Origin of the sequence: uncultured Campylobacter sp., assembly GCF_937997595.1 — a bacterium.
In the GTDB taxonomy this organism is placed as follows: Bacteria; Campylobacterota; Campylobacteria; order Campylobacterales; family Campylobacteraceae; genus Campylobacter_B.
Genome location: NZ_CALKTS010000171.1, coordinates 1 through 26,257, shown reverse-complemented (window position 1 = coordinate 26,257; position 26,257 = coordinate 1). Strand labels below are relative to the sequence as shown.

Below are 26,257 nucleotides of genomic sequence, written 5' to 3'. Positions count from 1 at the left end.
CTGCGAGTGGAGCCTAAATTTAGAGTGCGCGCCGCTGATGGCGACCGGGTACTTGCTCACGTCGCCGCCCAGCCACTCAAACGGCTCCATCCACGTCGCGTGCGGCGGGCAGTCGGGATAACCTAGCTTTTCGACCGCTTCGGAGTAGAGCTCGATCTTGCCAGACGGTGTTTTTAGCGCGTTTTTCTCGGGATCGGCGCGGAAGTCCGCGTAGTTTGTAAAGTAGCGCTTTTTCTCGTCGATCTTATCAAATTTGACATATCCTTTTTGCCAAAACTCCTCAAATTTAGGCATCGCTATACCCATGCCCTCGGCTTGCTTTGCGGCGTTTTCGTAAATTTCCCTCACCCACTCAAGCTCCGTTTTGCCCTCGCTAAAGGCCTGCTCGTACCCCTCGCCCCACTGCGCGCAGATGAGCCGCGCGATCTCAAAGTCGCTCTTGCTCTCGCCTGCGGGCTTTACTAGCGGTTTAATCGCAAAAAGGTATTCGCTAGTCGAGTTTGCAAACTCGATATCCGTGCGCTCGCACTCAAGAGCTGCCGGTAGCACGATGTCGCTGAGCCTTGCTGTACTCGTCCAAAAAGGCTCGGTTGTGATAATCGCCTCTATCTTTTTCATCGCTTCTACCGCGCGGTTGGTGTCCGGGTGGCGGGTGAAGGTCGAGCCGTTGGCGTTAAACATCACGCGGATGTGCGGCATGACGTATTTTTTGCCGTTGCGCTCGATTTGCTTGCCAGGCTCCATGATCGCGTCTATGAGCCTGCTGTTTGGTATCTCGTGGTATTTGGCTTTGGCTAGCTTGCCTTGCGGGGCGATGTATTTTTCGTTTACCGCCGGGTTAAAAGCCTGAAGCTTAGGTGCAACAAAGCTGATATCGGCGTTTTTATGCATCTGATCGTTCATCACGTAGCCGCGCCCCGTCTTGCCGATGTCGCCTAGCATCGCAGCTAGCGTGATCAGCGCCCAATACGCCATCTCGCCATGGTGCTGACGCTGGATAGAGTAGCCCGTGACGATGAGCGTATCTTTTTTAGCCAGAGTATCCGCTAGATTTTTTAGCTCCTTTTCGCTCACGCCGCAAATTTTACTCGCCCATTTTAGATCCTTTTTCACGCCGTCTTTCGCGCCTGTGAAATAATCCTTAAATTTATCGAACCCGACCGTGTAGCGCTCAATAAATTCTTTGTCGTAAAGTCCGTTTTCGTAAAGATATTCGCAAAGCCCGATCAGCATCGCCGTATCGGTGCAAGGGCGCACGGCTAGATACTGCGCGCCGAAATACTCCGCCGTTTCGTTGCGATAAACGTCGACGCTGTAAATTTTCATCTCGCCTTTTTTAAATTTCTCTTTCATAATCTCGTAGTAGGCGTAGGAGTTGTGCATCGGTACGCCGATAGCGATCTTGTTTGATACGACTGGATTCGTGCCCCAAAACACGATTGTTTTGGCCTCCTTTACCACGCCCTCCCAGCGCGTAGGATTATGCGTCGGATCGATAGAACCGGTCACGTGAGGCAAAAACGCCGTCGCCGCGCCGTAAGAATAGCCGCCAAGCTCGCTCACGTAGCCTCCTAGCGCGTTTAGCATGCGCTTTGCGGTGCGCTGCGAGTGGCCGACCTTTCCTAGGCTACCCCACTGATAAAGCTGCCCGTAAATGGCCTCTGAGCCGTATTTATCGAAGTTTTCTTTTAAAATTTTGGCGCTTAGCTTTATCGCCTCGTCCCAGCTAACGCGCACGAAGGGCTCTTTGCCGCGAAGCTCCGGCTTTGGATTTGAGGGACCAGCAAGGAAGCTTTTGCGCACGTATGGGTATTTCACGCGCGTTTCGTTTTGGATATGATCGCTTAGAGCGTTGTTTAGCACCGTTGGCATCGCGTCGCCTTCGAAGGGCTCAGTGCCAACGACCCTGCCACCGATGGTTTGGACGTAAAACGCACCGAATTTATTCGCGCAAAGCCCCATCTGCTCGTCAAATATCGCCTGCGCCGCCGCGTCAAACTGCTTTGCCTGCGCCGATGCCGCAGCCAGCGCGCCTAGTTTTAGAAAATCTCGTCTTTTCATGGTTGTCTCCGTTAAATTTAAATTTGATGGTTGATTTGGTTTAAATTTAGCGGGATTTATGGAGTTAAACTTTGCATCGTTTGCCTTTATAACGTATTACGCGACCTCGCGTCTTAGCGGTGATTTTACGAAATTTAGGCTTAATTTGCCATTTATCTATGGCGTCGCGATGGAATTCTATTCGAGCTAAGCATTAGACAAATTCCGCCGCGACTATTTGGGTCAAAAGTTATACGTAAGGCTTAGATTGAAGGTGCGCGGATCGCCGTAGATCATTCGATTAGAACCAATACCCTCAAAATAGCGCTTATCGGTTATGTTATCGACGTTTAGCTGCACATCTAGGTTTTTACTCGCTTTGTAGCCTAGCATTACGTTTGCAATCGTGTAAGCTTTCTGCTCGATCCTGCCGTATGGCGAGTCGGAATAAATCTTTGAGCGATACATCGCGCCTGCGCCGATTCTAAATGTGCCGATCTCATATTTTGCAAAAAGATTTGCGCTGGTGCGGGAGGAGTCGCTGGCGTAGATATTGCCGTCAGCATCTTTGGCTTTGTAGTGCGCTAGCCCCATGCTTAGGCTTAGTGCATCGGTGATTTTACCGTTTACATCCGCTTCAAAGCCCCTGCTGGTTACTCCGCGACCCTGCCTGTAAGCGTAGGAATTTGTGCCCGTGATATACTCGTCGGTGCGGATGCCGAGCTTATCTTGGATGATCTTAAAAACGCCCAGGCTTGCTTGCAGATCGCCGTCAAAATACTCGCCTTTGATGCCCGCTTCGTAGTCCTTGCCTTGGATGGGATCAAGATATTTATTGTTTTTGTCCTTGTAGGTTTGAGGTTTAAAAATACTCGTATAACTTGCATAAAGGGTATGATGATCGTCTAAATCATAGGTGATCCCTGCATATGGAGTAATTTCGCGGGTAAAATTTCTATTATCTGCTCCACCTGTAATTTTATATTTATAGTAACTCATCCGCGTTCCTAATAAGAGCTTTAAATCCTCGGTGATTGAGAGTTTATTCGCGGCATAAATTGCTTTTTGAATAGTTCGATCGGCATTATTTTGATCTACATACGGTAAGCGTGGATCTTCAATATGAAGGTCGTTAAAATTTATTCTAGTGCGCGCGGCATAAGCAAGGCCTGCCGGAGTGTTTCGACTATTCCAGTAGCTACTTACGTTATCAGATCCTTTTTTGTAAAGATTATACATCACACCAAATACAAATTCATGATCTTGTTCGAAAAATTCATAAGGGATATTCACATAGGCATCGATATTGTGGATATTCTCTTCGCGCTTGTTAGCATAAACGCTAAGATCGGCGACGTTTCCGATGCCGCCAGGGCCTACCCTGCCGCCATAATAGAGCAAATTTGAATCGGTATGAGCGCGACGAAACGAATAACTCAAGCTTAAACTCGCCTCGTTTGAGAAATATTGTTTAAAATCGGCATAAAAATCAAGCGTAGAGATGTCGTATCGCGTCCAAGGCTGAGAGAAAATTTTGTTTTTGCCGAAGTGCGTGCGCGTACCATCCGAGTTAAACGCGGGCATTCCGCCCCAGCGCGTGCCATGTCGGCGTAGAGTCTGATAAAATGAGCCAAAGCTCAGCCTTGAATCGTCTGTTACATCGATATCTAATACGCCATAAACGGCAGTATTGCGACGATTGTAATAGTCCATATAAGAGTGCGATCGTTCATGCATAAACGCTAGGCGTCCGCGCACCGAACCGCTTTGATTGAGCGGGCTTTGCACATCGGTTTTAAGCCCGTATTTGTCGTATGAGCCGCCGTTTAGACTTATATAACCTTTTGGGATGGTGGAATCTGCGTGCTTACGGATAAAATTTAAACTCGCGGCGGGATTTCCTGCGCCTGCTAATAATCCGTTCGCACCCTTTACTACCTCAACGCGCTCATATGGCAGTAAATTTAAATCGTTCGCCCCGAGGCTAAAACCTCCGAAGCTAGGCATCGAATCAAGCAGATAATAATCTATGCTAAATCCGCGCGCCGTAGGATAGAGCCTCTCATCCATACGCCCGCTCATAATGCCCGCGATATTTCGCATCAGCACCTGATAATCGGTTATCCCCATATCTTTTAGCTTGGCTTCTGTCACCACGGTAAGAGACTGGGGCGTTTCTCTCGCCGTAAGATCGAGCCTGGTGGTACTTTTAACGAGCTTTCTAGCCTCATAATCTCTGTCGTCGCGACGGAGCTTTTGGGTATCTTGCACTTCTATGGTGCCTAAGTCCTCCGGGGTGCTCGCAGTGGCGTTATTTTCCGCATAAAGCGAAGTTAGCATATTTAATGCGACTACGAGCGAAAGAGATACTTTCTTCATAACTTTCTCCTTTTAGAATTTCTATTTTTAGGGTTATGTAAAATCCGCAAATGCTTAAAAATAGGGGCGCAAGCCCCGCTAAAAACCATATAAGCTTCGTTATTGCGCCGTATGAGCCCGCATGGGCGCGATGAAAGCCGTCTTGAAGTTTGTCCGAAAAATCCGCATCGTTTATAAAGTCCGCTTTTAAAATTTCGCCTGTATCTGATATCGTGATACGGCTCGCGTAAGGGCTTTGCAGCGGGTTTTGCCCCGCCTCGAAGCCGTATACGGTAAAAGCGCCGCCCGAACAGAGCGGAAAGGCGATATAGGTGGAGCGAAATTCTTTAAATTTAACCGCTATCCGCGCTAATGCCTCATCTAGCGTCGCAAGATTTTGCGCCGCTTTCATGCTTACCGCTCCGTTTGATGCCGCGACGGTGGAATTTTGCTCGGTCTTAAAATTCTGCAAGACCGCGCCACATGGATTTGCGAGCGGCTTGTAAGTTACCGCCCTTAGCTCCCACCATGCTCCGCTTATAGCTATAGCAAACATTACGGGAGTGCTCGCGACTCCGATTAGGCGGTGAGCGCCGCGCATAAAATATATGGCCCGATCTAGCCTCAGCGAGAATAAGTTTTGCCAAAATTTTTTGTAGATAAAAAAGCCGCTAATGCCGATAAGTAGCGCGCTAAGCCCTACAACGCCTGCAAAAATTCTACCGCCGCGACCTAAAAACAGCTCCGCGTGCAGTTTATTTATCGCGCCGATAAAGCCATGAGCTCGCGGTATAGACGCGCCTTTTATCTCGCCGCTAAAGGCGTCCAGGTAAATTAGGGCCTGCTTTTGTAGCTTCTGCGAGGAAAGTCTGATTTTATCGGTCTTTGAAGCATCTTGCGCGATGCTCCAGCCCATGATCGCGTACTCTTTAAATTTGGATTTTATCTCGGATTGCAGGGTACTAAATTTCATTCTAACGGGGAATTTCGCTATGCTTTCTTGCGTCCTAAACACCTTGTCTTTTAGCAAAACTTCATTGATCTGCTCCGCGTAAACTAAAACCGAGCCGCTTGCGGATACGATTATAAGGGGTATGCAAAATATCAAAGATAGCCACAAATGAAATTTGCGCGAGATTTTGTGAAAGGATTTAGACAAAATTTTCCTTTTTTTTGAAAATTATTTTAATTAAGACGGCGTGATTTTAGTGAAAATTGTATTAAAGCATCTTGAAAGTCATTATAATTTTTTAGCTAAAATTTTACGGCGTAAAATTTACTTGAATGATTTATCTATAGAAATTTTTAAAAGCTATTTTAAAATTTTAAGAGCCGAGCGAATATTAAAATTTTCGCGCACAGGAGAGTTTAAATTTAAAGCAAATTTCGGATTTTAAAATTTCAATATCACGCAGGGTCGTGTTTGGGTTGCAGGCGTGGACGATCAACGACTCAAGTGGCTTGCAAATTCCGCACTCGCCAAAAAAACTCTGCGTTGCAGCGATTTAAATCTTTTATCGCGAAATTTGCAATCACGCGATTAAAAGAATTTACCGATAAGCGCATATCCCCACAGCGCGGCGTTGAGAAATAGGCTCATCATCACGGCCGTGCTTGCGGTGTCTTTAGCTCCCTTAGCTAGCGGGTGGATTTCGCTCGTGGCAAGATCGACCGCGCGCTCGACGGCGGAGTTTATGCACTCGGTTGTGAGCGTAAAGACCGCGCCGAAGATAAAAAATAGATTTAGCACTGCGCCGAAATTCCAAAAAAATAGCGACAGCAGAAGCGGCACGAACACGCAAAGCTCGAGTCTAAAGCTACGCTCGCTGCGCAGCATCTCGGCAAGACCCGCCATCGCGTAGCCCCAGTTGGCAAAAAATCGGTATTTGGGCTGATTGCGCATAATTTTCCTTTAAATTTAGTCAAAATTTCGTATAATCATACCAAAATTTTTACGCCAAAGGCTAAATTTGAAACTGATTAGTTGGAACGTAAACGGGCTGCGCGCAGTGCTCGGCAAAGACGGCTTTGCGTGGCTTGCGGAGCAAAATCCCGATTTTTTGGGCTTGCAAGAGATCAAGGTGAGCGAAAAGGACGCTCCGAAAGGGCTTTATGAGCTCGGATTTTCTCAGATCGATCTAAATTCCGCCGCTCGTGCGGGATATTCGGGCGTGGCGAGCCTAGCGAAATTTAAAAGCGAGACGAGCAAGGCGCTGTTTTTCCCCGACGACGAAGGGCGCGTGCTGCAGCACCGCTTCGGCGATGTCGTGCTTTTTAATATCTACTTTCCCAACGGCCAAAAGGACGAGGCGCGGCTAGCCTACAAGATGGAATTTTACGCAAAATTCCTAGCCTACGCGCGCAGCCTCGCGGAGCAGGGGCTCGGGGTGATATTTTGCGGCGACGTAAATACCGCGCACCGAGAGATCGATCTTGCGAACCCCAAAGCAAACTCCAAAACCTCGGGCTTTTTGCCGATCGAGCGCGCGTGGCTAGATGAGGTGGAGGCGGCGGGCTTCATCGATACCTTCCGTGCCGCGCACGGCGAGCTGCGGGACGCCTACTCGTGGTGGAGCTACCGCTTTAACGCGCGTGCCAAAAACGTAGGCTGGCGGATCGATTATTTTTTCATCTCGGCAAATTTGCGCTCGCGGCTAAAGGATGCTTTCATCCTAAGCGACGTGATGGGCAGCGACCACTGCCCCGTGGGCATCGAGATCGAAATTTAGCCGGGGCAACTTTCACGCCTGCAAGCTTTGATCTTGCGCGGCTCGCGGATTAAGGTGCGCATAGCGCGCGAGCTAATGCGCGGATTTAAAGAGGCGGTGCGCAAACGCTGCGCGATAAAATTTTAAATTTAAGGAGAGAAGATGTTGAGCGATATCGAAATAGCAAATGCGGCGAAGCCGGATAAAATTTCAAACGTTGCGAAAAATTTGGGGCTTGGCGAGGATGAGATCGAGCTGTACGGCCACTACAAAGCCAAGCTAAATATCAAGCCGCGATCGCGCGCTTCGAAGCTTATCTTGGTCACGGCGACCAATCCGACGCCGTTTGGCGAGGGCAAGACGACGACCTCTATCGGTCTAGCCGACGCGCTAAAACGCCTGGGCAAAAGCGTCTGCCTTGCGCTGCGTGAACCGTCGCTGGGGCCAGTTTTTGGCATCAAAGGCGGGGCTGCGGGCGGCGGGTACTCGCAGCTGGTGCCGATGGATGATCTAAATTTGCACTTCAATGGCGATTTTCACGCGATCACCTCCGCAAATAATCTCATTTCGGCGGTCATCGACAACTCGCTGTATCAAGAAAACCCGCTAAAGATCGATAAAATTTTATGGAAGCGCTGCATGGATATGAACGACCGCGCGCTGCGCCACATCACCGTTGGACAGGGCGGGCGCACCGACGGAGTGCAGCGCGAGGACGGCTTTAATATCACTGCCGCCAGCGAGATAATGGCGGTTCTGTGCCTCTCGAACGATCTTGCCGAGCTTAAGGAAAACATCGCAAACATCATGGTCGCCTACGATACGCAGGGAGAGCCGATATACGTGCGCGATCTGGGCTGCGCGGATGCCGTGGCGATCCTGCTAAAAGACGCGATGAAGCCGAATCTCATCCAGAGCCTTGAGCACACGCCCGCGCTTGTGCACGGAGGACCCTTTGCAAATATCGCGCACGGCTGCAACTCCATAATGGCGAGCAAGCTCGCGCTCTCGCTTGCAGATTACGCCGTGACGGAGGCGGGCTTCGGAAGCGAGCTCGGGGCTGAGAAATTTATCGACATCAAGTGCCGCCGCGCGGGCATCGCTCCGGACGCCGCGGTGCTGGTTAGCACGATCCGCTCGCTTAAATACAACGGTGGTGCGGATAAAGAAAGTATCGCGAGCCCTGATCTTGCCGCGCTTCAAAGAGGCATCGTAAATTTAGGCGGGCATATCGAAATTTTACAAAACTTCGGGCTAAACCCGGTCGTGGCGCTTAATCGCTTCAGCTTTGATAGCGACGAGGAGATTGCCTTCGTGCGCGATTACTGCAAGCAGCGCGGCACGCAGATGGCGATTTGCGAAAATTTCGCCAAAGGCGGCGAGGGCGCGCTTGAGCTAGCCCGTCTCGTCATAGATGAATGCGAGCGCGCTAAGGAGCTGAAATTTGCCTACGAGCTTAGCGACGATACGGCAAGCAAGATCGAAAAGATCGCTACTAAAATTTACGGCGCGAGCGAGGCGGTTTTTGAGCCCGAGGCGCAAAAGGCGCTGCAGCACATCAAGGCCTTGGGGCTTGAGAGGCTAAACGTCTGCATCGCAAAGACGCAGTATAGCTTCAGCGACGATGCCAAGGCGCTTGGGCGCGCGCGCGGCTTTAAGCTCAGCGTCAAGGACCTTCAGATCCGCACGGGAGCGGGCTTCATCGTCGCCGTCTGCGGCAAGATAATGCTGATGCCGGGGCTGCCAAAAGTTCCTAACGCGCTAAATATGAGGATCACGGACGAAGGCGTAATAAGCGGATTGGCGTGAAATTTTATTTTCGGCGCTCAAAACCAAAGCCGAAAATTTCGCGCTTGGGCGGTAAAATTTAGCTGCGAGCTTCGGCGGCGATAAATTTTGCTTACAGGTTGCGACGAGTTTATCGCGCCCCGGTTTTAGTGCATCATAGTTTTGCTATGCCTCGGTTTTATTGCGCCGGGTTTTAGCCGGTCGAGTTTTGGTTAGTCGGATTAGTCGGATTAGTCGGATTAGTCGGATTAGTCGGATTAGTCGGATTGGTCGGATTGGTCGGATTGGTCGGATTGGTCGGATTTCGGCGCGCCAGGTTCGTCCCGCGAAATTTCATCAAATTCTGCGTAAAATTCTACGCAGAATTCGGCGCGAAACCCGTGCAGGTTTAGCATTTGAAATTTCGCTCGCAAAATTCCGCGCAAAAACCGGGCGCAAGATCTTAAACCGAGCCGGCCGCGAGCTTGCGAGCTCATCGGGGCGAGATTTAAAATTTCATAACGCGTGGGCTCGCCGTGAAATTTAAAATTTCACGCGGCCGCGCACAGTGTCATGTATTGCTACGAGATTCTAAATTTCATGTCGAGCGCACCGTCAAATTAATCCGTCGGTCGCGCAGCAGATCGCCGCACGAGCTAAAATTCGCGCTTGCGCCGCGACATACGCCGCCGTGAGTTAAATTATGCGACAGGCGAGCTAAATTTTACGCTCGTGCGATCAGTCATGTTGGTGGAGGTTTGCAGAGCCTAGATTAAATTTTACCAACCACCGTGCAGCGCCTGCGGTGGGCACGGACGTCTGATCCGCTTTGCTTGCAAAGGCGCAGGCGGCTATAACCCGCGATATCGTAGAGCTAAATTTTACGAGTCGCTGCGTCACGGCAATGAATTTTCGCGTCGTGTCGCTCGCTGCGAACTGAATTTGTGCGACGACTATATGCCGCTATGCGCTCGTAAATTAAATTGCACTACACGCAACCCGTCGCCTGATTGTCGCGGGATTGAAATTTGCGCGATGCTGCTTGTCGTAAAATTTTAGGTCGCTGCACGCCGCGCCATAGCTGTCGTAAAATTTTAAATTTCATGCTGTGCGTACGTACGAGCTAGCCGTGAAATTTAAAATTTTATGCAGGCGTGAAATTTGCTTCGCGTTACGCTGTGTCGTACATCGTCGCGAGCCAAATTATGCGCTGCTGCGGAATTAAAGTCTTGCATGTCCCATGCTATTACTCGGACGCTGTATGCCGGGCGACTCCGTTTTGCGATCCATTCGCGCCGTATTTGTTGCGGCAGTTATGTACGTCGCCGCCCCGCAGTGCGAGATTTTGCGTCGAGCTCTATTTTAGAGTTTTGATTTGCAGCAAGATTTTACGGCGCGCAATGGTGCTAAATTCCATCCTGCGTGAGATTTTGGAATTTTAAAATTCCCTTTCGCGGTATAATTATATGAAATGCTAAAATTCGCAGGATTTTAATAAAGGAATTTTAAAATTTATGCGGCGCGGCTTTGTGGCGCGTCCGCAAGAAAGGAGCGATCATGGACAAGCTGGATAAAGAGGGGCTGGCGGCGGCGTTTGTCGCTAGGCTCAAAGCACTAGCGCGTAGCGGTGGCGCCGATCTGCGCGAGCTTGATCGCGAGTTTTACGAATTTAGCGTGCGACTTGGCGTGCGTTATGACTTTGTTGGCAAGTTTAGCGTTTCGCAGATAAGTGGCGGTGAGCGCGCTCAGCTGCATTTCGCTGACGTCGCGCAGTTCGAAGCTCACGCACGCGAGTGTCTGCATGCGGCAAGCACTGATGCAGAGCTAAGCGAGGCCTTTATGCTACGCCTGCGTGCAGATCCCCAAAAAGCCGCTACGAATGCGGATCAGATCATAAAATTTCACGATTTTAAGCCCTTTAGCGTTCAGCTGCGTTGCGAGCATTGCAGCGGATCGGGCAGGAGGCGCTGCAAAGCCTGCGAAGGCGCAGGCAAGACGCCGTGCGCTAACTGCGGCGGGCGCGGGCGCTTGATCTGCCCCGATTGCAAGGGCGCCGGTGGCTATAGCCGCGCGGCTTTAAGCTCTACGGACGCTCATGCGCGCGGCCTTTCTGGAGGCGATTCTGCAGGCTCTGCGTCAAATTCTATGGGCTATCGCTTCATACCCTGCGCTAGCTGCGGCGGTAGCGGCTCGCGCATTTGTCCCACTTGCGGCGGTGCGGGCAGATTACGCTGCGAAAAGTGCGGCGGTGCGGGCGATTTTCGCTGCGAGCACTGCGATGGGCGCGGGTATTTCACTCGCACCGGCAAAATATCCGTTTATGCCCGCCCGAGCGTCAGCATAGGCGCTAGCTCGCAGGTTTTCGGGCGCGAGCTGCTGGAGTTTTTATGCAGCAAGGGCGTAGGCTTTGTTGCGCGCAGACTTTTATTTCGTCTAAGCTCGCTGCGAGCGGTGCAGGGCGGCTGCGAAGCGGTATTTAGCGCGGAGGATGATTTTTTGCGCTTGAGTTTTGCCGTCTGTGGCAAGGCTTACGATGCGGCGTGCTTCGGCGGCGTGACATTCGTAAGGCCCAGCTTTTTTGACGAAGTTTTTGCGTCGGAGCTTGCGGCGGTGCGCGGCGCACCCGCTAGGCTAGGGTGGGACGATGCGCAAAGCCTTTTTGCGCTATTTCGCGCGAAGCCTGCGCTGGATGCGGCGATGCGCCTAGCTAGTGCTAAGCTGCGCGGCGAGACGCTAAATCTCGAGCAATTGCGCGGCGCGGATGGACATTTTAACTTTGCAAATTCTGCCCGCGGCACGGCTGATCGCGACGCTTTGAGCCTTGCAAAAGACGCTTCGCGCAAAGAAAATCTCGAGGGCGGCGCGAGCGTAAAATTTGCGGGCACGAAATTCGCGAGCGCTTCGGCAAATTCTATGGGCGCGGAAGATAATCGCTTGGGGTTGCGCGGAGAGCAAGGCAGGTTCGCAGGAGGAGTGAGCGGTGGCATAAAATTTTCAGGGGCAGATTTTTTGGAAGGTGGAGAGAATTCTGCCGGCGATTTTGAGGCTAGGCAGCAAAGCGACGAAGCTCTCGCGCAGAATGGACCTAATTTTGCCGGCTCGCAAGAGGGCTTAAGCGGCACTTCTGATCGCACTGCGGAGGGTCTTTACGAATTACGCGGCGAGCGAGATTACCGAGATTTAAGTGTCTTAAATGCTCAAAATTCCACAAATTCCATAGACTCCGCCGCAATCAATTCCGCAAATTCCAAAAACCTCGCCGCTGCAAAATTTAAAAATCGCGCGAATACGCAAAGCCCTGCCTCGTCAAATTCTAAAATTTCGCCCTTTGCACGATTAAAGAAATTCTTTTTCCCACGTTCTTTGCGCGAGGATTGCGCGCAGAGTTTCGCCGCGGCGATTATGCGCGTTTGTGAGGGCTTTATTTCGCAGCAATGCGCTCGTGATTTGGGCGGAGCGATGGCTGGGGCGCTTGGCGTGCTAAGTCCGCGATATGACCGCGCGGTGTGGTGCATAGGCGGAGGCGCGCTCATCGCAGCGGCTGCGCTGGCGTGCGAGGGCTGCTTCGAGATGATCTTTGCGGAGCATTATTTTTGGGCACTTGCGTGCGGCGCGGTAATCGCCGCTGTGGGGCTGTTAGGCGGTGTGGCGCTGTGGCTGGCAAGCGCAGTACGGTGTGCCGTAAAAGCTCGTAAAATTCCGCGAGAGTATCGCTGCGGCAGGGGCGGCGCGGCGTTTGCTCGCTTTTGCAAAGCTCTGCTCTGCGCCGTTTTAGCTAGCGCAATCTACGGAGGCGCGGCAAATACGGGCTATGTGCCGAAAACGGGCGCAGCATGGCTGCTGCGAGGGTGGATGCCTACATTTTTTGAGGACGAAAATTCCGCTTCTGCGAGTGATGGCGTAAATTCTGTAGACGAAAATTCTACGAGTGCAAGCTCTAGCGGCTCTGAAAGCCCTGCTTCAAATTCCGCTTCCAGGGCGACTAAGGATTCCGCTGCGATGCAAAAGGATAAAATTTTATATATCCAAAAAAGCATCGGAGCCAAGCAGGATGGGATTTTTGGCGCACGCACGCTAAAAAAGGCGAGAGAGGTTTTGGATCAAAATTTAAGCGGCGTCGATGAAATTTACGAGGCTCTAAAAAGCAAAGAGCGGGCGAGAACGAACCCGAACTCTAGCAATCAAACTGCGCCTTAACGATAAATCCGCGTCTTAGGCTTGGCGGGCGATCTTAAAAAATCAAAAAGGACTAAAATGAAAAATAAAATTTTAATTCTAGCGCTTATCGCGACGCTTGCTGCAAATTTCGCGCTAGCCGAAAATTTTGAAATCACCGCAGACGATATAAGCCGGGCTACAAAATCCTGCGATAAGGGCGATATGAAGTTGTGCGGGGCGTTGGCGCAGATTTATAATTATGGCTGGGGCGTGCCGCAAGATCTGCTAAAGGCTGCGCCGTTATACGTCAAAGCTTGCAAAGGCGGCGATGTGGAGTCGTGCGTAAATTTAGGCATTTTGTATCAAAGCGGAGAGGGGATGCCGCGCGATGAGGCGAAGGCGGCGGAGCTGTTTGACAAAGCCTGCGATGACGGGCACGCGATAGGCTGCAGTAACGCAGGCTCTGCGTATATCAGAGGCAGAGGCGTGCGCAAAGATGCTATAAAGGGCGTAGGTTACTATGTGCGCGGTTGCGATATGGATATCGTGGACAGCTGGCTTGCGTGTTTAAATTTAGCACGTCTTTACGAGGGCATAGATAATGTTAAAGCCGTACAGTACTATAAAAAAGCCTGCGAGCTGGGTAGCAAGGATAGATTTATGAGCTCGGTAGCGGAACATGAAAAGGCATGGCAAAGCTCATGCGAAAGCTACGAAAGGCTTAAATAGCCCGCAAATCTATGCATTGAAGCAGACTCTCGCGCTCGCCGTGGCTACGGAGCAAGAACCCTAGCGGATTTCGCATAAATAGCGCAAATCTAAACATCAAGTATCCTGTAGAAGCGGAAACATAACGACGCAAGCTCTTAGCGGGCTCGTATTTTAGGAGGCAAGATAATGACGCTAGCGCTGATCCGCCACGTTACGCCGCTGATCGATCGCGGCGTATGCGACGCCGCAGAAGCGGCACGGCGCGCGATCCTATATGACGCTACGCAAAGCTTAGCTTTGTGGCAAACCGACAAATTTAAAAGCAGCGCCGCATACAAAAAGCTCGCTCGCATAAGCCGAGTATGTTCCTCTCCGCTGCCGCGCGCCGCACTTACGGCGCAAAAGCTATTCCCGTAGCGGGACATAGAGCACCTAGAGGCTTTGCGCGAGTTTAATCTGCGAATATTTCCCGTGCCGCTAATAAAAATGCCGTTTGATTGTTGGCTCGTGCTCTCGCGCCTGCTGTGGCTGTGCGGCATGAACCCTAGCGGCGCAAGCGCGAAAGAGGAACGGCGGCGCGCGCTTGATCTGGTGCCGTCTTTGCTAGAGACGGACACGGCGGTGATCGCGCACGGCTTCGTGCTGCGCGTAATACGTCGTAGTGCGCGGCGGGCAGGCTACCGCTTGATATACCGCTTTTGCGAGGGCTGCTTTTGCGTAGAAATTTGGCAGCGCGCCGTGTAGAGATACTTCTCTGCGCGAAATTTTGAAATTTTGCGTTTTGTAAATTTTAAATTTAATGCGCCGTTTGACAGCTGTCGCGAGGCGGCGAAATTTTATCATGCAATGAGCGCCGCTTTTTGAATGCGGATAGCCCGCCGCCGCGAAGTAAAATTTAAACCATACGGCGCGAGCGAGGTCGTTTTCGAGCCCGAGGCGCAAAAGGCGCTACAGCACATCAAGGCTTTGGGGCTTGAGCGGCTAAACGTCTGCATCGCAAAGACGCAGTATAGCTTCAGCGACGATGCCAAAGCGCTCGGGCGAGCGCGCGGCTTTAAACTCAGCGTCAAAGACCTTCAGATCCGCACGGGAGCAGGCTTCATCGTCGCCGTCTGCGGCAAGATAATGCTTATGCCGGGGCTACCGAAGGTACCTAACGCGCTAAATATGAAGATCACTAGCGATGGCGTAATAAGCGGGCTGGCGTGATTTGAAATTTTATTTTTTGCGCCTCCATTTTTTTGCGCGCCCGCCTTGGAGTTTAAGCTTAGCTTACCGGCCTAGTCGCGATTTAAGCTTAGCATTCGTAGGCACTCAGATGAGAGCGGAGTAGAGTTACCGATTTGCAAAATTTGGCTGAATTTGCTCGCTTGCGGATAAATTTTAAGCACGGGATTTTGCGGATCGGCTTTGATTTTTAAAAACAGAGGCGAATTTGACGAGAATTTGACGTAGGTTCGCCTTTTAAAATTTGAGATTTTTACGTCAAATTTAGGGGAAAATAGACGTAACGTATTTCGGCGTTTTTATTGATCAAATTTGCTTAGGCAAGCCAAAAATCCTGCGCGAAACAGAGCTAAATTTTAACCTTCTCCCACGTCTCAATCTCGCCTGCAACCTCCTCAAAAACGCCTGCGATTTCTATATTTTTTACGCTTAAATTTCGCTCGTAAACTACTCTGTCGCGCGTTTTTAGCTTCTTTTGTAAAAAGGCGAATTCATACTCGATCTGACCGCGAGCGACGCTGATTTTAGCCAAATTTCGCGCGTCAAATTCGCCCACCTTCGCGGCGTCAAATTTATACCCGCGAGCGCAGCCCTCCTCATAAACTTCCGCTAGATACGCATTTATCGCCTCTAGCGCGTTTTCATGCGCGTAAAAGCGGTCGAGCTGCGGGTGATTTTTGTAGCCCTTAGTAAGCCCAGCCAGCACGTTTTTAGCTAGCAGCGCCTCGCGCCACAGCGCCACGAGCCCCTTTGCGTCGAGATATTTAAAGCTTATCGTCCAAAGTCTCATTTTCGTCTTTCGTTAAATTTCGTCGTCAAATTCGGCGCGCTTTGCGCCGCAGCCTGAGCGGCGATAAATTCGCGTCTTGAATTTGGCCGCGCCCTAGATTAGAGGCTAAATTTTACCTCGCCGCGCCTCTAAATTTCCCGCTCATTGCAGCTTGCCTCTGCATAGCACGGGGATCTTTTCTACGATCTCGCCGCCGCTAACGAGATAGGCGAACTCGTGCAAATTTACGACGGGGCAGATGTGGTTTGGATAAATTTCGAGCCGATCGCCTACGCGCACGGCGTCTCGCAGCGCTCTGTGGTAGATGATCGCATGCTCGTCGTAAACGCCGCTCACCCACACATCCGTGCCCTTTATGCGCCCGAGTCCGGGCGTGGCGGTGAAGCCCTCGGTGCGCCTTTGCTGCGTGAGCCCCTTGGCGCCGACGTCGGTGATGATGCGATCCGCCGTAGGTCTGCTGATGACGGTCGTAAGGATGCTTGCGGCGTTCATCGAATAATTGCCGTACGCCTGCGCCTGCGAGGCGTCCATAAAGATATATGTGCCCGGGCGGATCTCGGTGACGCCCTTTAAAATTTCAAAATCATTTATGAGCGAGGGCGTCGAGCCGATACTAACGACGCGTGCGGGCAGAGCCAGCTCGCGCGCGATATCCGCAAACTCCAGCGTGCGGCGCTGCGCGGTTAGATGGATGCGCTCGCATTCGCTTTTGCAGACGGCCTTGTAGGAGTGGCCGTCGTGGGAGAATACGCCGCGGAATTCGATATTTTTGCAGCCTTTTAGAAATTTTATAAACGCTGCGAAATCCTGCTTTTCTACGAAGCCCGAGCGATTTTCGCCCACTTCGATCTCGGCAAGCACGCAGGCCTTCGTGCCGCTGCGCTCAAAGGCGCGCTCTATCAGGTGCGCCTGCTCTATGCTGTCGACGCCGAAGCTTAAGTTTATCCCCGCGCGCAAAAGCGCGACGATGCGCTGAAATTTTAGCTCGCCCACGATCTCGTTTGCGATAAATATATCTTTCAGCCCGTTTGCCGCCATGATCTCGGCTTCGCCCGTTTTGGCGACCGTGATGCCCGCAGCGCCGAGACTTTCTTGCAGCTTCGCGAAATAGGGCATTTTGTGCGTTTTGGTGTGTGGGCGCAGGCTCACGCCCGCGGCGTCTGCGTAGTTTTGCATCTTTTGCAGGTTGCGAAGCACGATTTCGCGATCAATCAGCAGCGCCGGCGTGTCGATCTCTGATACCATCATAAGCTCACCTCCTCGTTAAATTTACGAAATTAATACAGCCGCGCTTAGTAGCTGCGCCCGTTTTGCGGCGGCGAAATTTTAAAATTTAGCGCCGCTTTCGAAGGGCAAAATTTATCTATCGCCTGCAAAAAGCGGAATTTGCGCGCTTCTCGCAAAATATGGAATTTGCGCGCCGTAAATTTGTCGCTGCTTGCGAAATAGCGGTTTGCTCGCTGCAAATCGGCGCCCTTCGCGAAGCGCCTGAATTTAGCGAGCAAATTTGCGTTTTCTTGCCGCAACAAAGCAGCGCCGGCAAAAGCAATAACGCGCGGCACATGAAAAAATCAAAATAAAATTCTAAAATGCACCGAGTAAAAATCAATACGCGCGCCGTGCCGCTAGGTTCACGGAATTTTCGGCTCCGCTTCACGCAGTTTTATTCCTCGCGCGCCTGTTTTTGCTTGCGGCGCATATTCGCATTAAATTTTTCGGCAAGCGACCCGGCGGACTAGCCGTTTTGCGCTGCTGTCTCTGTTTCCGCGCCGCCGCTCGCATTTTTTTGATAAATCTCGTTTGCACCGCCGCCCGCGTTTTTTGCTAAAGCTCGTTTTGCGCCGCGCGCTGCACATCGCTGCCTATTTTCACGCCGCCGCTCGTTTTAGCAGCGGCACTTCATTTTAGCGCGCCTCGCTATTTTTTATCTTGTAGCACCTTGTCGCGCCATTTCGAGTTTGCTTTATTATCGGTCGCTACGTCTTTGGATATCTCGGCTGCTGCTTCGAAATTTTTACTCACGCCCTCTTTGGAATTCTCGTATTTTAGGGCGTTTTCGCTTTTGATACCGATGCTTCGCGCTTCGCTTGCGGCGTCGATATTAGCGCCCAAAAAGATAAATTCCCAGTCGTATTTTTCCTGCTTGTCGCTAATCATCTTTTTGATCTGCGCTTTGGAGTATTCGCGGCTTGAGTTTTCCATCCCGTCGGTGATGATGACGAAAAGCACGCGATTGTTTTTGGCATAGATGTCTGGTACCCGCTCGATACGTGCTATCGTGCTGCCGACGGCGTCAAGTAGCGCGGTGTTGCCGCTGGCGTAGTACTCTTTAGACGTTAGATTTTCGACCTTCGCAAGCGGCGTACGGTCGTGGATGACATTAAATTTCGTATCGAAAAGCACGGTCGTGACGCTGGCGTCGATGCCCTCTTTGCGCTCCTTTTCTATCATCGAGTTAAATCCGCCGATCGTATCGCTCTCAAGCCCGCTCATCGAGCCTGATTTATCTAAGATCAGCACCAATTCCAGGTGGTTTACGCCGTCTTTATGATCGGGCGGCGTCTCTAGCTCTACGCTTTTGGCAAACAATATGCCCGCAAGCGCGGCAACAAGAAGGATGATTTTTTTCATAGGGGCTCCTTTGTTAAAATTTCATTATTTTACTATTGTATCGCTTAAGCAATGAAATTTTATCACTAAAGCTTCGCCGCACGCCTCTGCTGGGTAAATTTTAATACGAAATTTTGTCGTGGAATTTTAACGTATCCTTGCGAGAGACGCCGCGAAATTCCGCGCGATATAGAATTATGCGCGGCATAGAATTTCGCTGTGGAATTTTAAAGACGCAGAATTTTATACAGCGCGAAATTCTGCGTGCAAATTTTATGCAGCACGGAATTTTATGGCGCAAAATTCCACGTGGCGTGGAATTTATGGAATTTACGCCGCCGCAAAATCAAACGTCTGCGGATCTGCTCCGTTTTGCGCCAAGGTAGCTTCCGATCTCGCTTATCAAAACGCCAGATAGGATGAGCGCCGCACCTAAAATTTGCATCGCGCTTAGCCTTTCGCCGCCCACGAATACGCCCATAATACCCGCCGTTACGGGCTCGAGCGTGAAAAACAGAGCGGTTTTTACGGGCGTCGTGTATTTTTGCATCAAGGCCTGCGCAAAAAAGCCGAAAACCGTTCCCAGCAGGCAGATCACCGCCATCGCGACGAAAAAGCTTTTATCCATCACCGGCACGATACTGACCCTCTCAAAAAAGATCGCCGCGAAGCAGCAAAGCACGCTTAGGCAGAGGATCTGTACGTAGGCGATGCCCGCTACGTCGCAGCTTTGAACGAAGCGGTTGGTCAGCACGATGTGAAACGAATACGCGCAGGCGCAAACTAGCGCCAGCGCTTCGCCCTTACCGAGGCCTAGTTGCGTATCGCCGATGAGATAGAGCCCAGCGATCGCAAGCGCGATGCCCGCGTAGGCGTAGGAGTAAATTTTATGCCTAAACAGCGCCGCGGCGATGAAGGGCACGAGCGCGACGTTTAGGCCGATGATGAAGGCTACGGAGGAGCTTTGCGCGAATTTAAAAGCGAAGGTCTGTGACGTAAAGCCCGCGAATAAAAACAGGCTAAGCACCGCGCCGTGCTTGATCTCGCGCGAAGTTATGGCCTTGAGCTTTGGGAAAAATATCGCGCCTGCGATGATGCTCGCGGCGAAAAAGCGCCAAAATAGCAGCACGAAGACGTTGTTGCTCGCAAGCGCCTGCGAGGTGGGCAGATACCCGAGCCCAAAAGCGATCGCTACGAAGAGCATTCCGACATCGGCTCTGAATTCCAAACTTTTATTCATCAGTGTCCTTTTTGAAAATTTAAAGTCGTAATTTTACGAAATTTTAGGTAAAAAATAGGCTAAATTTTGACGATTTTGACGGAGCGGTTTGGAATTTTGGTTTTTAAGATCGCGAGTTAAATTTTAAGCGCCCGGCTCGTTTTAAGCTTTCGGCTCGTCTTTTTAGGCTTATATTGGGCTTGCGCGCACTTGTTCGCGCACTTGTTGCCGCCGCTTCACTACGCGTACATTTTACGGCTGCTACTCGCGCGATCATTATGCCGCTTTGCTACGGTTTGTCATAAATTTTTATAGCTATTGCTCGCGCGTGGCTAAATTTAAAATTTAATCGCCCGCGCCCTCTTTGTCGTTTTTTAGAATTTCTATGTTTGCGCGCTCATTCGCGCCTTTTAAGCTTATAGTTTTTCTGAGTGTGGATTTAAGGGGAGTTTTCGCCTCTTTTGTTTTCATCATCTTATAGCGCCTCTTTCTTATCTCTGCTTCGATAAATTTTATATCTTGCTGTGCGTATGGGAATGAGAGCGTAAAATTTTTGCTGCTTTGCCCGTCTTTTATTTTTAAAATCGGCATCTCGCCCTTCATCCCTTTTTCCATAAGGGCATTTTCTATATCGATCTTTGTGCTAAATTTAAACGGCAAACATTCCCATTCTCTCCTTATACTGCGGCTGTCTATGATGATCCCTTTTTCGGTTAATAGCCATAGCGATATAAGTATCAAAACAATGCCCATAGCGATCACGAGTGCGGTCTCATCGCCACTTCTGTACAAGAAGCCGTCTATACATAAAGGGTCGTTTGCGTCAAAGCATGTAACTTTACCTTTACCTTTTATCCTTTTTATCCAGGGCTCGTCAAACGCCACTATTGACCCCCAAGATAAAAGGAATATGACGAGCGTAAATTTGGCTATAGGGCTAGGCGGTATGAGCCAGGCACCATTTTGCACGGTTTTATAAGAAGCGCTGCTTTCAAACAGAAAGTTTTTTAAACCGCAAAGTACAAATAGCACTACATTTGCAAAAAGTACAAAATACAAAAGCCTCATGCGGCTCCTTTCACTTCGGATATTTTACGACGATATATTTAAATTTAGGCGTTTTGCTCGGCTGCTTCAGCTTTTGAAATTTCAGCGAGCTTTTCGGATATAAAATTTTGCAAAAAATCTATATCCCTTCGTGCATATAAAAATCCCGCCCCGAATTTAACGCCGCTAATTTTGCCTCGTATGCTGATTATTTTTACGCCTCTTATAAACCCTACGGCGTAGCTCATCTCGTCAAAGTTTATCCTTTCCGTATGTTTAAACGGCAAAACCTCCCATTCTTTGCAGATGCCGCTTTTATCTATTCTGATTCCTTTTTGAATTAGCACGATAAAAGAAAAAATTATGATGCAGACCGATCCGATTTTGCTAAGTATTAGTCTAGGCTCGCTTATTTGCAGATACCCATCCACGCATCTGGGATCGCCTTCTTCGAAGCATCTTAAATTTATGCCCGCCGCTTTATACTCTTGCGAGCAAACTTTATCATGGGTATAAAAGCAAGGTATCGGCTTGCCGTTGTGTTTTGCTACGTGCGGGCTGGATAGAGTGACTACACCGAAGCTTAGGAATATTATAAACATCTGCATTTTTAAAAGCGGATCGGTGGAGATAAACAGAGTTCCGTGATCTACGGTTTTGAATGATCTGTTTTTATCAAGCAATGAAACAAGAAGGCAAAAGCCTATCGTAACATAAAGGATTATCGAAGCAAACTCGACTACACTTTGCGACATAATAATGACCTTGTTTTTTGGATTACGCAAGCTCGCGTCTTTGGCAATTTTAGCGCAAAATTTCTAAATTTACGAGATTCTAAGCGCGTTTTTTTATAAATCGCGCTTAGAATTTTACCTCACCGGCGTGATCCTGCCGCGCGAAAGGCGGATTAAATTTTGGTTCTGAAATCCTACGGCGCGCGGTTTATGACGCTGCGCGAGGTACCTAGGCGCTCTTGTGATATCATAACACGCCTTAAAATTTCGCAGCCTAAATCTTAATGATAATTATCTAAATATTTAAAATCGCACAATATAATTGCGAACCTCAATCAAATAAAGATTAAATTTATCTCGCAAGGATCTACAATGAGCTCGCTTTTGAAGCGCAATAAAATTTTGTTTAACGTCCATCTGATTTTGTCGATCGTTTTTTCTATCCCGCTGCTTATTATAGGCATTACAGGCGCGATTTTGTCGTATCAGCACGGGCTTGAGGCGCTAATAAACGCGGACTCTAAAAAGGTCGAAAAAACAGGCGAAATGCAAAGCGTGGAGAAAATCCTGCAAAGCTTTAGCGAGCAAACGGGCGCTAAGCAGCCCGTAAGGCTCGTCGTGCCCAAAAGCGATGACGAAGCCTTCGTCATTTACGCAAACAGAAATGATGCGTATCTGGTCAATCCATACACTGCGCAGATCATCGGCAAGGATCGCGGCACGGGCTTTGTGCTAACGGTGATGGCGCTGCATCGAAATTTAGGCCTAGCGCTAAGCGGCAATAAAACTGCAGGCGAGGTCGGTAAACAGATCGTAGGCGCGAGCGTCGTGGCGATGATACTGCTCGTAATAAGCGGCGTCTGGCTGCATTTCCCAAGGCTTAGGCGCAAATTTATCGAAGCTATAAGACCAAATTTTAAACTCAAAAAATACGCTCTTTTTTATAACCTACATACGAGCCTAGGCTCGCTAAGTGCAGTGATTTACCTGCTTATCTGCTTAACCGGGCTTAATTGGTCGTACGGCTGGTATAACGATGCGGTGATGAAGCTTTTCGTTAGCTCTCAAAATTTACCGCAAGCTAGCGCGCCTAAAGCCGCCGCTTCTAAAGATCACGCCGCCGCACCTGCTAAAGAGGAGGGCAAAAAGCCCGCTACGTATAAATTTAGCGACGCGCAGAGGGCTTATGAGATATTCAGATCAAGTGGCATAGAGTATAAAGAATTTACCCTAATGCTCGCAGCCGGAGATAAGATGAGCATCAGATACTACGAGCCTGATGCGCCTGCCACTGCGCGTCCAAAAGGTGTGAGCGTGAAGCTAAAGGAGGGCAAGGTCGCGGAGCAGAAGCAAACGGATGGTATCACCGTGGGCGAGTTTAAAGACGCGAACTATCAGCTTCACACGGGCTATTTTTTTGGGCTCGCGGGTAAAATTTTATGGTCGCTCGTTTCGCTTTGTATGGCGCTTTTTATCTTTAGCGGCTTTTATATGACGGTAAAAAGGGCGTTTAAGTCAGAAAAGCTCAGCTAAATTTTACTTTGGCGATAGAGGCACGACGAGCGGCGCAAGAGAGTCCAATACCTACAAAGCATTGAGATGAAATTTGCCGAAGGGGTCGAGAAAAGCTCTGATTTAACGATTAGAAAAATTTTGTATGCTCGATGGCGTGGAGCAGCAATCATCAAGATTTATCGCAATACAATCATTTATTGTGGTGCTTTTTCCAGCGCCAGGTTGACCACCAATAAGATAAAGTTTTGGCGTGGAAGTTTGATGATGACAATATCTTGATATTTCATGCCACACCTCTTCAGAAACACGCTTTACGTCTTCTTGACTAAATTTTGATAATTTTTCAAGGTCTGCCATTTATACAAATCCTTTCCGTATTTATTTTCCAAAGCGTCCATAAGTTCCGTGATTTTATTATCCCAGTATTCTTCTGTTTTATCTTTTTCATCAAAAATTCTTTCTTTAATTTTACTCAATTCTATCCATAAGTTTTCACTCCAGCCATCTACACCTATTTTTGCTAATTTTGCAAATGAATTGGAGGCTGCACTTTTAGCTTCAGCTACAACTGCCTCTAGCTCATCTCCACTCATTGCGTAATCCCATTGGATAGTGTCAATATTTTTCATTTTTTAATCCTTTCGTACTATTCAAGTATCTTATATATCGTATTAAGTTAATAGAAAATATATTAACTTAATGTTATTCCGCCTGATCTATCTCTATCTTTTTTGCTTGAGTTAAGGACTTTGCGTGCGTTTTGCTCTAGCTCACTTTTAAATTTTGCGATTTCAGTCGGGTCAATTCGATTGGGCATAATTTTATTTAGCTTCGTTTCGTTCGCCTGAGCAAAACAAGCTTTGTCGATTTTGCCTTTTTGAAAATCTTGATCTAATTTGACTTTTAAGCGTTTGAAAATTTCTTCTTTTGAGCCGATACTGATTAATTTGTAGATCTCTTTTTCATCGGTTAAAATTTTATTTCTATCGCTATTTCTATCAATGGCGATAATATTAATTTTATCCCCGAAATGCTCTTTTAGCTTTTTTAAACCGCTCGGCAAGTTGCCTTGGATGCTAGACATAACTTCAATACTTCCGCCGCGCCCATATTCGTTAAAGCGCTTAAAAGTATTGTCTAAAGCTTTTTCGGGCTCTATATGCACCGCAGCAATTGTAACGTCTAATCTCTTTTGCAAGCATTGCTCTATTTTTGGAATAGTCGGCGCCGGGTTTGCCAACTGCCCTTCAAAAATAAGTTTAACTTTATCATCGGTCATACAATTTTTAACCGAGGTTGTTTTCCCGGCTCCAGGAATTCCGGTGATGAAAATTGCTTTGGTTTTATTAGGCTCATCGCGTTTCAGAACCTCTTCAAACTGCGTCGCCGCCAAAACAGCGGAGGAATTATGTATCGCGTCATTTACTAGAGCTCTATTTTCTTTTGCTTCAAAGCAAGGAAAAAGTTCTTTGAATGTATCGGAACAAATATAACGACCACCTGTGGTATTAGGGTGCTCATTATATTCTTTTAAAAAATCCTCCAAAGAATTTTCAGCAAGAGCAATCGCTTCGTCTTGAATTTTTATCAATTCGGCATTAGAGCTGAAATCAATCTTTTTTATTGCGCTTACTAACTTTGATTGGCTATTTCTTATACCTGCTTGTCGTATTCTTTCAATACTCTTTTTTGGAGCACCGCGATAAAGTTGCTTTTCTATTTTTTTGCAATATTCGGCGTCGTTTTCCATTCGCGTCAAATGATCGCTTACGCCCTGCCACATTTTCATATCTTCTTCTGTTAAAGCCATTTCAAGTCCTTTCTAAGAAATTTGTAGTATTTTAATACATTCTAATTATAGCATTTATCTTTCTTATAATTATGCAACAAATTATATTGGGCTACAGAAATATACTTTTGAGCTATATGGGATATTACTACGATGAAAAAGAGAAAACAATAAAATAAATATCGAATAATGAGCGATAAATGGCGGATATAACTAAATTTTACTTTCGCGACAAAGGCAGTAAATTTATAAAATTTTACCTCGCTAGCGAAGATGATAAAATTTAAATTTACCCGTCGCGTCTGCTTAAAATTTCTTGCTTAGCGCTATTTGCCTCTTGCGCCGCGAGTGATCATCAAGGACTGCTCGTAGAAAATTAGCAGCGTTATTGAAACGCCCGTGCCGAGCGCCAGCGAGATCGAGACCGTGGCGAGGGCGTTGTCGAAAAACGAGATGAGGTGGGCGAGCTTCTGCTGTGTGCCTGCGGCTTTGATATAAGAAAACAGCGCCAAAACCGCCTTGTAGGCGTAAATGCCGGGGATCATCGGAAGCAGCGCGGGAAAGGCGATGATCTCTGCGGGCACCTTGAGGCGCTTGGCGCAGAGCATTCCCAAAACGCCGATCAGAAACGACGCAAAAAGCGTCGCGGCGGCGATCGAAAAAATTTGGCTTTGAATCAGTAAAAACCTGCACGAATGCGCAACCGCCGCAAGCAGCGCCGAGAAAATAAGCGTCTTTTTAGGCGGCATGCACGCATACGCAAACCCGAGCCCCGCCGCAGCGGCAAAGCAAGCATCCTTAAATACCAAAAGCGCTATATCAAACATTTACGAGCCCCAAATTTGAGATGCTAAGCGTCAGAAAGAGTCCGATCGCGATGCAGATGATCAAAAGCCCCGTGTTTAGCCCTCTGCTGATGCCTACGAGCATATTTTCGTTTAGGATGTCAAATACCGAGTTGATCAGCCAGACGCCGGGGATCAAAAAGAGTATGCTCGATCCCACGGCGACGTCGGGCGTGGCGCTAAGCCCGTAGCGAGCGCCTAGCGAGACGATGAAGGATACTGCGAACGAAACTGCGATGTATTGGATTTTTAGGTTGATTTTAAGTTTGCTAAGCAGATGGCGGGCGCAAATTCCAAAAGCCGTAGCCGCAAAAACTAACGCCATCGCGCCACCGTCACTGCCAAACAGCTCGCAGAATGCGGCGTTTGCGACGCTGAGCAGAACGAGAGTTTTGGCAAAGCTTTTCTTCTGCGAGGCTAAAATTTCTGCAAATGCGGCTCTGGCGCGCGCAAGGGAGATTTTCTCGTCGTAAATTTCCCAGCTAAGCGCGCTTAGCTCCGAGATCAGATCGAAGCTGATCTGCGCCGCAGCGCCCGTTTTGACGTAGGTGCGGCGGATGGAGTTGTCCGCAGGATCCATCACGCTGATGATGAAGTGGCGCACGAAGATCATCAGGCTCGCCTCATAGTCGTAAGCGTCGGCTATCCTGCGCACGCAGCGCTCGATGCGCGCGGTGTAAGTGCCGATACTAAGCATCTTGGCGGTGTATTCGCTAAGAAAATTGGTAAGCTCTTGGAT

25 protein-coding genes and 1 pseudogene are annotated in these 26,257 nt (G+C 49.0%); 9 read left to right on the top strand and 17 right to left on the bottom strand.

Annotation, left to right across the window (positions count from 1 at the left end; translation table 11 throughout):
• The 4 genes from Q0614_RS06230 to Q0614_RS06215 all read right to left on the bottom strand — a co-directional run.
• A partial coding sequence (locus Q0614_RS06230; protein ID WP_298787324.1) for a molybdopterin-dependent oxidoreductase occupies positions 1-2,061 on the bottom strand: 2,061 nt, incomplete at its 3' end.
• Between the two features lie 222 nt (positions 2,062-2,283).
• Positions 2,284-4,419, bottom strand: a complete 2,136-nt coding sequence (locus tag Q0614_RS06225) for a TonB-dependent siderophore receptor (protein ID WP_298787322.1) — start codon at positions 4,417-4,419, stop codon at positions 2,284-2,286.
• Positions 4,352-5,557, bottom strand: a complete 1,206-nt coding sequence (locus Q0614_RS06220) for a PepSY-associated TM helix domain-containing protein (protein ID WP_298787321.1) — start codon at positions 5,555-5,557, stop codon at positions 4,352-4,354. The genes Q0614_RS06225 and Q0614_RS06220 overlap by 68 nt, the downstream gene beginning before the upstream one ends.
• A 381-nt stretch (positions 5,558-5,938) precedes the next feature.
• Positions 5,939-6,301: a diacylglycerol kinase gene (locus Q0614_RS06215; protein WP_298787318.1), complete on the bottom strand. Its 363-nt coding sequence runs from the start codon at positions 6,299-6,301 to the stop codon at positions 5,939-5,941.
• Between the two features lie 67 nt (positions 6,302-6,368).
• Between Q0614_RS06215 and Q0614_RS06210 the strand changes: the two genes are divergently transcribed.
• Positions 6,369-7,127: an exodeoxyribonuclease III gene (locus Q0614_RS06210; RefSeq protein ID WP_298787316.1), complete on the top strand. Its 759-nt coding sequence runs from the start codon at positions 6,369-6,371 to the stop codon at positions 7,125-7,127.
• A 141-nt stretch (positions 7,128-7,268) separates the two neighbouring features.
• Positions 7,269-8,915, top strand: a complete 1,647-nt coding sequence (locus tag Q0614_RS06205) for a formate--tetrahydrofolate ligase (protein WP_298787314.1) — start codon at positions 7,269-7,271, stop codon at positions 8,913-8,915.
• Between the two features lie 172 nt (positions 8,916-9,087).
• On the opposite strand, the gene Q0614_RS06200 is transcribed toward Q0614_RS06205, so the two are convergent.
• Positions 9,088-9,231 carry a hypothetical protein gene (locus Q0614_RS06200; RefSeq protein WP_298787312.1) on the bottom strand — a complete coding sequence of 48 codons (144 nt, stop codon included), beginning with the start codon at positions 9,229-9,231 and terminating at the stop codon, positions 9,088-9,090.
• Between the two features lie 1,199 nt (positions 9,232-10,430).
• On the opposite strand from Q0614_RS06200, the gene Q0614_RS06195 reads away from it, so the two are divergent.
• The 5 genes and pseudogenes from Q0614_RS06195 to Q0614_RS06175 form a co-directional block, all read left to right on the top strand.
• A complete protein-coding gene (locus Q0614_RS06195; protein WP_298787310.1) occupies positions 10,431-13,070 on the top strand; it encodes a hypothetical protein in 2,640 nt (879 codons plus the stop codon).
• A 57-nt stretch (positions 13,071-13,127) separates the two neighbouring features.
• Positions 13,128-13,760 (top strand): tetratricopeptide repeat protein, encoded by a 633-nt coding sequence (locus tag Q0614_RS06190; protein ID WP_298787308.1) that lies wholly within the window; start codon positions 13,128-13,130, stop codon positions 13,758-13,760.
• A gap of 168 nt (positions 13,761-13,928) precedes the next feature.
• Positions 13,929-14,159 carry a hypothetical protein gene (locus Q0614_RS06185; protein ID WP_298787306.1) on the top strand — a complete coding sequence of 77 codons (231 nt, stop codon included), beginning with the start codon at positions 13,929-13,931 and terminating at the stop codon, positions 14,157-14,159.
• A 54-nt stretch (positions 14,160-14,213) separates the two neighbouring features.
• Positions 14,214-14,486: a hypothetical protein gene (locus Q0614_RS06180; RefSeq protein ID WP_298787304.1), complete on the top strand. Its 273-nt coding sequence runs from the start codon at positions 14,214-14,216 to the stop codon at positions 14,484-14,486.
• Positions 14,487-14,639: 153 nt separating this feature from the next.
• Positions 14,640-14,951 (top strand): annotated as a pseudogene (locus Q0614_RS06175) (formate--tetrahydrofolate ligase); the annotation flags it as partial.
• Positions 14,952-15,318: 367 nt separating this feature from the next.
• On the opposite strand, the gene Q0614_RS06170 reads toward Q0614_RS06175, so the two are convergent.
• From Q0614_RS06170 to Q0614_RS06155, 4 genes are all read right to left on the bottom strand, one after another.
• Positions 15,319-15,759 (bottom strand): pyrimidine dimer DNA glycosylase/endonuclease V, encoded by a 441-nt coding sequence (locus tag Q0614_RS06170; RefSeq protein WP_297950315.1) that lies wholly within the window; start codon positions 15,757-15,759, stop codon positions 15,319-15,321.
• A gap of 141 nt (positions 15,760-15,900) precedes the next feature.
• A complete protein-coding gene (locus Q0614_RS06165) occupies positions 15,901-17,007 on the bottom strand; it encodes an alanine racemase (RefSeq protein ID WP_298787302.1) in 1,107 nt (368 codons plus the stop codon).
• Positions 17,008-17,051: 44 nt separating this feature from the next.
• Positions 17,052-17,225, bottom strand: coding sequence for a hypothetical protein (locus Q0614_RS06160; protein ID WP_298787300.1), 174 nt, complete (start codon positions 17,223-17,225; stop codon positions 17,052-17,054).
• Between the two features lie 451 nt (positions 17,226-17,676).
• The gene (locus Q0614_RS06155; protein ID WP_298787298.1) at positions 17,677-18,390 is read right to left on the bottom strand and encodes a vWA domain-containing protein; all 714 of its coding nucleotides are present in this window, start codon (positions 18,388-18,390) and stop codon (positions 17,677-17,679) included.
• Between the two features lie 113 nt (positions 18,391-18,503).
• On the opposite strand from Q0614_RS06155, the gene Q0614_RS06150 reads away from it, so the two are divergent.
• On the top strand, positions 18,504-18,755 hold the full coding sequence (locus Q0614_RS06150) for a hypothetical protein (protein WP_298787295.1): 252 nt from the start codon (positions 18,504-18,506) through the stop codon (positions 18,753-18,755).
• Here the strand turns inward: Q0614_RS06150 and Q0614_RS06145 are convergent.
• The 3 genes from Q0614_RS06145 to Q0614_RS06135 all read right to left on the bottom strand — a co-directional run bounded on the left by Q0614_RS06145 (position 18,716) and on the right by Q0614_RS06135 (position 21,390).
• Positions 18,716-19,609, bottom strand: a complete 894-nt coding sequence (locus Q0614_RS06145; RefSeq protein WP_298787293.1) for a DMT family transporter — start codon at positions 19,607-19,609, stop codon at positions 18,716-18,718. The genes Q0614_RS06150 and Q0614_RS06145 overlap by 40 nt on opposite strands.
• 324 nt (positions 19,610-19,933) lie before the next feature.
• On the bottom strand, positions 19,934-20,656 hold the full coding sequence (locus Q0614_RS06140; RefSeq protein ID WP_298787291.1) for a hypothetical protein: 723 nt from the start codon (positions 20,654-20,656) through the stop codon (positions 19,934-19,936).
• Between the two features lie 44 nt (positions 20,657-20,700).
• Positions 20,701-21,390, bottom strand: a complete 690-nt coding sequence (locus Q0614_RS06135; RefSeq protein ID WP_298787289.1) for a hypothetical protein — start codon at positions 21,388-21,390, stop codon at positions 20,701-20,703.
• Between the two features lie 351 nt (positions 21,391-21,741).
• On the opposite strand from Q0614_RS06135, the gene Q0614_RS06130 reads away from it, so the two are divergent.
• Positions 21,742-22,902: a PepSY-associated TM helix domain-containing protein gene (locus Q0614_RS06130; protein ID WP_298787287.1), complete on the top strand. Its 1,161-nt coding sequence runs from the start codon at positions 21,742-21,744 to the stop codon at positions 22,900-22,902.
• 102 nt (positions 22,903-23,004) lie between these two features.
• On the opposite strand, the gene Q0614_RS06125 is transcribed toward Q0614_RS06130, so the two are convergent.
• From Q0614_RS06125 to Q0614_RS06105, 5 genes are all read right to left on the bottom strand, one after another.
• Positions 23,005-23,241 (bottom strand): zeta toxin family protein, encoded by a 237-nt coding sequence (locus tag Q0614_RS06125; RefSeq protein WP_298787285.1) that lies wholly within the window; start codon positions 23,239-23,241, stop codon positions 23,005-23,007.
• Positions 23,196-23,513 (bottom strand): hypothetical protein, encoded by a 318-nt coding sequence (locus Q0614_RS06120; protein ID WP_298787282.1) that lies wholly within the window; start codon positions 23,511-23,513, stop codon positions 23,196-23,198. The genes Q0614_RS06125 and Q0614_RS06120 overlap by 46 nt, the downstream gene beginning before the upstream one ends.
• A 62-nt stretch (positions 23,514-23,575) precedes the next feature.
• Positions 23,576-24,694, bottom strand: a complete 1,119-nt coding sequence (locus Q0614_RS06115) for a hypothetical protein (protein ID WP_298787280.1) — start codon at positions 24,692-24,694, stop codon at positions 23,576-23,578.
• Positions 24,695-24,999: 305 nt separating this feature from the next.
• Positions 25,000-25,491 (bottom strand): threonine/serine exporter family protein, encoded by a 492-nt coding sequence (locus tag Q0614_RS06110; protein WP_298787326.1) that lies wholly within the window; start codon positions 25,489-25,491, stop codon positions 25,000-25,002.
• Between the two features lies 1 nt (position 25,492).
• The coding region (locus Q0614_RS06105; protein ID WP_298787278.1) for a threonine/serine exporter family protein at positions 25,493-26,257 on the bottom strand (765 nt) is incomplete at its 5' end.